This window comes from Saccharopolyspora sp. 7B, assembly GCF_020177435.1.
Taxonomy (GTDB): Bacteria; Actinomycetota; Actinomycetes; order Mycobacteriales; family Pseudonocardiaceae; genus Saccharopolyspora_C; species Saccharopolyspora_C gregorii.
The window spans coordinates 1-5,209 of sequence record NZ_JAIUKC010000149.1; the positions used below are offsets into that span (position 1 = coordinate 1).

Genomic DNA, 5,209 nt, shown 5'->3' on the forward strand with positions numbered 1-5,209 from the left:
CTCCCGGATCCCTCCGAGCACCCCGTTCCGGAGTGTCCGCCCCGACCCGCCCGCTCGCGCGGGCTCGGCCGGGACGGCCGGGCGGCAATCCCCCCTCGGATTTCCCCCAGTGCCGCCCGGTGCGGGTCTCAGCTGCTGCCGACCCGCACGCAAGACACTCTCGCAGCGGGCACTAGACACCCGCTAAACGTCGGCTAAACGTCCCCGCGACCAGCGCTCAGCCGTCGTCGAGCGAGGTCAACCGGGCCTTGGCCTGGGCGGCGCGCGGCGAGCCGCCGGTCTCGTAGATCGACAGCGCCGTCTCCCACCGGGTGCGGGCCACCGACCGGTCGCCGCGGGAGACCGCCACGTCGCCGAGGCCCAGGTAGGCCGAGGCCTGGTGCATCGCCGAGCCGCAGCGCTGCGCCACGTCGAGCGCCTCGTGGTGGTAGCCCTCGCCGTCGTCGAGCCTGCCCAGCTCGATGCTGACCTCACCGCAGTTGTTCAGCACCATGGCGAGCGTTTCGAGGTCGTCCGCCTCGCGGTACATCACCTCGGCTTCGAGCAGGTGCTCCAGCGCCTCGGCGAGCCGCCCGTTGGCCTGCTCGACCTGGGCGAGGTTGTTCAGCGCGCCCGCCTCGCGGTACCGGTCGCCGAGCGTGCGGTAAGCGCGCAGCGCGTCCCGGCAGTGCACCTGCGCCTCCGCGAAGCGCTTCATCCGGAACAGCACCGCACCCATGTTGACCTGGGCCATCGCCAGCCAGCCGGGGCTGCCGGTGGCGACGGCGCAGCGGTAGGAGTCCGCGTAGTGCGCGAGCGCCTCGTCGTGCTCGCCGGTGCGCGCGTAGGCGACGCCGAGGCCCGCGGGCATCAGCACCTGCCCGACCGGGTCCGCGGCGAGCCGCGCCGACTCCAGGCCCACCGTGTAGATCTGGATCCAGTCCTCCCACGGGCAGCGCACCACCAGGTAGTTGAACTGGCAGCGCACCAGCCGCCACGCGTACTCGTGCAGGCCGTGGGCGTGCGCGGCGCGCACCGCGGCGACCAGGTTGGGCCACTCCGAGTCGAACCAGGCCAGCGCCTCGGTCCGGTTCCGGATCTCGGGCTGCTCGATGGTCGAGTCGCCGGAGAGGTCGAGGTCGTCCCGCGCGGGCCGCAGGAAGCGCCGGGCGTGGTCGGCGACCACCAGGTAGTAGTGCAGCAGCCGGGTGAAGGCCTTCTCGTCGCGTTCCGCGAGGCCGGCGTGCTCCGGCCGCGCGTCGGGTCCGTCCGGGGCGGTGAGCAGTTCCCGCGCGTAGAGCCGCAGCAGGTCGTGCATGCCGAACCGGTCCGGTTCCGGCTCGGTGACCAGGTGCGCCAGCGCCAACGCCCGCAGCCGCCGGTAGGCGGCGGGCGGATCGGTCTCGCAGACGGCGGCCACCGCGTGCGCGGTGAACGTGTGCCCCGGCACCAGACCGAGCCGCCGGAAGGTGGACGCGTGCACCGGATGCAGGTTCCGGTAGGAGATGTCGAAGGCGCGGCGCACGCTGGTGTCGGCGTCGTCGATGTCCAGCGCGTGCAGCCGGTTGCCCTCGTCGGTGAGCTCCCGGACCAGGCTCGCGACACCGCGGGCGGGGTTGGCGGCGAGCCGCGCCGCGGCGATGCGCAGCGCCAGCGGCAGCCCGCCGCACAGCTCGGCGAGCGCGCGGGTGGCTTCGGGTTCGGCAGCGGAGCCGTCGATACCGCCCGCCCGGTCGAGCAGGGCGACGGCGGATTCGGTGGGCAGCGTCTCCAGCGGCAGCACCCGCGCGCCGCTGCGCACGACGAGCCCGTCGAGCCTGCGCCTGCTGGTGACCAGCACCAGGGAGCGGGAGCTGGAGGGCACCAGCGGCCGCACCTGCTCGGAGTCGCGGGCGTTGTCCAGCAGCACCAGCACCCGCCGGTCGGCGAGCAGCGACCGGTACAGCGCGGCCCGGTCGTCGAGGTCGACGGGGATCGCGTCGGCGGCGACGCCGAGCGTCTTGAGCATGCTGGTCAGCGCCTCACCCGGGGACAGCGGCGCCCGCTCGGAGTCGAAGCCGCGCAGCGAGGCGTAGAGCTGCCCGTCCGGGAAGGCGGTGGCGACGCGGTGGGCCCAGGTGATGGCGACGGCGCTCTTGCCGACGCCCGCGGTGCCGGTGAGCACGGCGAGCATCGTGGTGTCCCCGCGGTCGCGTTCGATCATGCGGTCCAGCACGGCCATCTCGCGTTCGCGGCCGACGAATCCGGCGACGGCGGGCGGCAGCTCGGCGGGCACCGGGCCGACGGGGGCGACCTCCCGGTCGGCCTGCCGCTGGGTGCCGCTGAGCAGGGCTTCGTCGTCGCGCAGCAGCCGCTCGTAGAGGGTGCGCACTTCGGGGCCGGGGTCGATGCCGAGTTCGTGCGAGAGCCGTTCGCGCAGCGCGTGGTAGCGGGCCTGGGCCTCGGCGCGGTTGCCGGAGCGGTAGCCGGCGAGCATCAGCAGGTAGGTGAGGCGTTCCCGCAGCGGGTGCTGGTCGACGAGCGCGGACAGCTCGATGACGAGGCGGTGGTGCCTGCCGAGTTCGAGCTCGGAGGCGATGCGTTCTTCGAGGGCGAGCAACCGCAGCTCGTCGAGGTTGGTCCCGACGCTCTGGTGCAGCCGTTCGGCGGCGATGCCGGAGAGCACCGGTCCGCGCCACAGCTGCAGCGCTTCGGTGAGCAGCTCGGCGCGGGCCGCCGCGTCCTTGCCGTGCGCGTCGTTGATCAGCTTGCGGGCGCGGTGGGCGTCGACGCGTTCGGGGTCGATGCGCAGCAGGTAGCCGGGCGAGCGGGTGAGCACCTCGGGCCGCCCGGGGGCGTCCGGGTCGCCGTGGCCGTGCAGCAGCCGGCGGATCCGCGAGATGTAGCCGTGCACGATGGTCCGGGCGGTGGCGGGCGGTTCGTCGCCCCAGAGGGTGTCGATCAACCGGTCGATGGAGACCAGCTGGTTCGGTTCCATCAGCAGGCAGGCGAAGGCGCCGCGCACGGAGGCGGAGCCGAGCCGCAGCGGCTCGCCGTCCAGCCGCACCTCCAGCGGGCCGAGCACCCGGAAGGTGAACCCGGGCGGGCCGGAGCCGACGACCTGGTCGGAGCCCGTTCCGCCGGGCACGGCGTCCTGCCCCTGCATGCCCCTCGACACCTGCCGTTCGCTGCGTGTTCGATCCTCGCCAGTTTCGGTCACCCGGGCTCGCGGAGTCCACTCTCGGCGAAGCGGACACACGGTAGCGATCTCCGGGCCGGGGGGCGGCCGCACCTGGCCGGGCGTCACCCGATCGGCCCAACACGGTGACGTTCCCGGGCGCCCGCCCGACGACCGCGCGGATCACCCGCCGGTGCGCAAAAGTTGATCATTCATCCAACTCGGGCGCGGCGCGGGGTGCCGCACCGCACGCGGCGAAGATGCTCGCGGTGGGCGGATCGGCGCCGGGCCCGCGGTACCGCCCAGTAGAGTCGGCCCCTGATCGATCATCGTTCGAAGCGCCGCCCGAGAAGGAGCCCGCCGCGTGCCCACCCCGTCCACAGTGGTCGATCGCGCCGTGGGCTGCCTGCTCGGCGGGGCGCTCGGCGACGCGCTCGGCGCGCCCGTCGAGTTCCAGCAGCTCGACGGGATACGAGCCGAGCACGGCGAGCAGGGCATCACCGAGCCGCCCGCGCAGGCGCTGCTCGGCGACGCCACCCAGATGACGCTGTTCACCGGCGAGGGCTACCTCAGCGCGTGGACCCAGGGCAACAACGGCGGCCAGTGGCGTCCGGTGGAGACCGTCACCGCCGCCTACCGGCGGTGGCTGGTCACCCAGCAGGAGTCGAAGCCGCCACCCGGTGCGACCGGCCTGCTCGCCGAGGGCGAGCTGTACGCCAGCCGCGCCCCCGGACTCACCAGCCTGCGCGCCCTCGGCGAACCGGAGCTCGGCAGCCCCGACCGGCCGCGCAACAGTTCCAAGGGCTGCGGCGGCGTGGACCGCAGCTCCCCGATCGGCTTCGCCCCCAGCGCCACCATCGCCTACGGCCTCGGCTGCCGGCTCGCCGCGCTCACCCACGGCGGCGCGGGCGGCTGGGCGTCCGCGGGCACGCTGGCTCTGATCGTGCACCTGGTCGCCGTGCAGGGCAGGCGGCTGCCCGAAGCGGTGGACCAGGCCACCGGCCGCGTGCTGCGCGACGACGGCGAGACCGCCGGGCTGCTCGCGGAGGCCGCGACCCTGGCCCGGACGGGCGCCTCCGTCGCGCACGTGGAACGGCTCGGCCAGGGCTGGATCGGGCCGGAGGCGCTGGCCATCGGCGTGTACTGCGCGCTGGCGCTGCCCCGGCCGGAGCAGTTCCCGGCGGCGCTGCGCCTCGCGGCGAACCACTCCGGGCACAGCGACAGCACCGCGGCGATCACCGGAGCGCTGCTCGGGGCCCGGCACGGCACGGCGGCGCTGCCGCGGCCGTGGCTGTCCCGGCTGGAGCTGGCGGACGTGGTGGAGCGGATCGGCCACGACCTCGGCGCGTCCTGCGCGGGCGAGAAGTTCAACGAGCGCCGCTACCTGGGCCTGGACCCCCAGCTGGCCGCGCCCTGATCAGCGCTTGCGGGCGACGCCGGCGAGCATCCGGGACCGCTCCGGGTCGCCGGTGAACTCCTCGTGGCCGTCCGGGCGCCAGCTCGGCGCGTACACCAGTCCCGGCTCCAGCATCTCGAAGTCGCCGAAGAAGTCCTGGATCTCCGCGCTGGAGCGCAGCTGACCGGGATGGGTGGAGTGCTCGTAGGCCTCCACCAGCCGCTCGTTCGCCACCTGCTCCTGCTCGGTCGCGTCCGAGGTCGTCCAGTGCGACACGGCCAGCAGCGAGCCGGCGGGCAGCCGTTCCCGCAGCGCGGCGACCGACTCGTGCGGGTGTTCGGAGTCCTTCGAGAAGTGCAGCATCGAGACCATCAGCAGGCAGGTCGGCTCGTCGAGGTCGAACACCCCGGTGCGGGCCAGCAGCGGCCACAGCCCGTCCGGGTCGGCGATCGGGTCGGCGCGCAGCGCGTGGTGCCGCCGCGGGTCGCCCTCCCGGTCGAGGATGAGCCCGCCCAGGGACTGCACGACCGGGTCGTTGTCCACGTAGACGACCCGGGCCCGGTCCTCGTCGGCGCCGGGGGGGGGGGGGGGCGGGGGGGGGGGGGGGGGGGGGCCCCCTCTCCGCGGGGGGGGGGGCGGGGCGGGCGGCGGGGGGGGGGCCCCGCCCCCCCCGGCGG

At 74.8% G+C, this 5,209-nt stretch carries 3 protein-coding genes; 1 reads left to right on the forward strand and 2 read right to left on the reverse strand.

Annotated elements, in window-relative coordinates; all coding sequences use genetic code 11:
* Positions 1-217 precede the first annotated feature (217 nt).
* Complete coding sequence (locus tag LCD33_RS22010; RefSeq protein ID WP_224978228.1) at positions 218-3,124, reverse strand: BTAD domain-containing putative transcriptional regulator; 2,907 nt, start codon at positions 3,122-3,124, stop codon at positions 218-220.
* 376 nt (positions 3,125-3,500) lie between these two features.
* Between LCD33_RS22010 and LCD33_RS22015 the strand changes: the two genes are divergently transcribed.
* Positions 3,501-4,553, forward strand: a complete 1,053-nt coding sequence (locus LCD33_RS22015) for an ADP-ribosylglycohydrolase family protein (RefSeq protein ID WP_224960839.1) — start codon at positions 3,501-3,503, stop codon at positions 4,551-4,553.
* Here the strand turns inward: LCD33_RS22015 and LCD33_RS22020 are convergent.
* Positions 4,554-5,209 (reverse strand): SAM-dependent methyltransferase (locus tag LCD33_RS22020; RefSeq protein ID WP_255617715.1); only part of this gene is annotated, 656 nt, incomplete at its 5' end.

Excerpts from the sequence above, each read along its gene's own strand:
- LCD33_RS22010 (WP_224978228.1), bottom strand. The coding sequence starts at position 3,124 with ATGCAGGGGCAGGACGCCGTGCCCGGCGGAACGGGCTCCGACCAGGTC.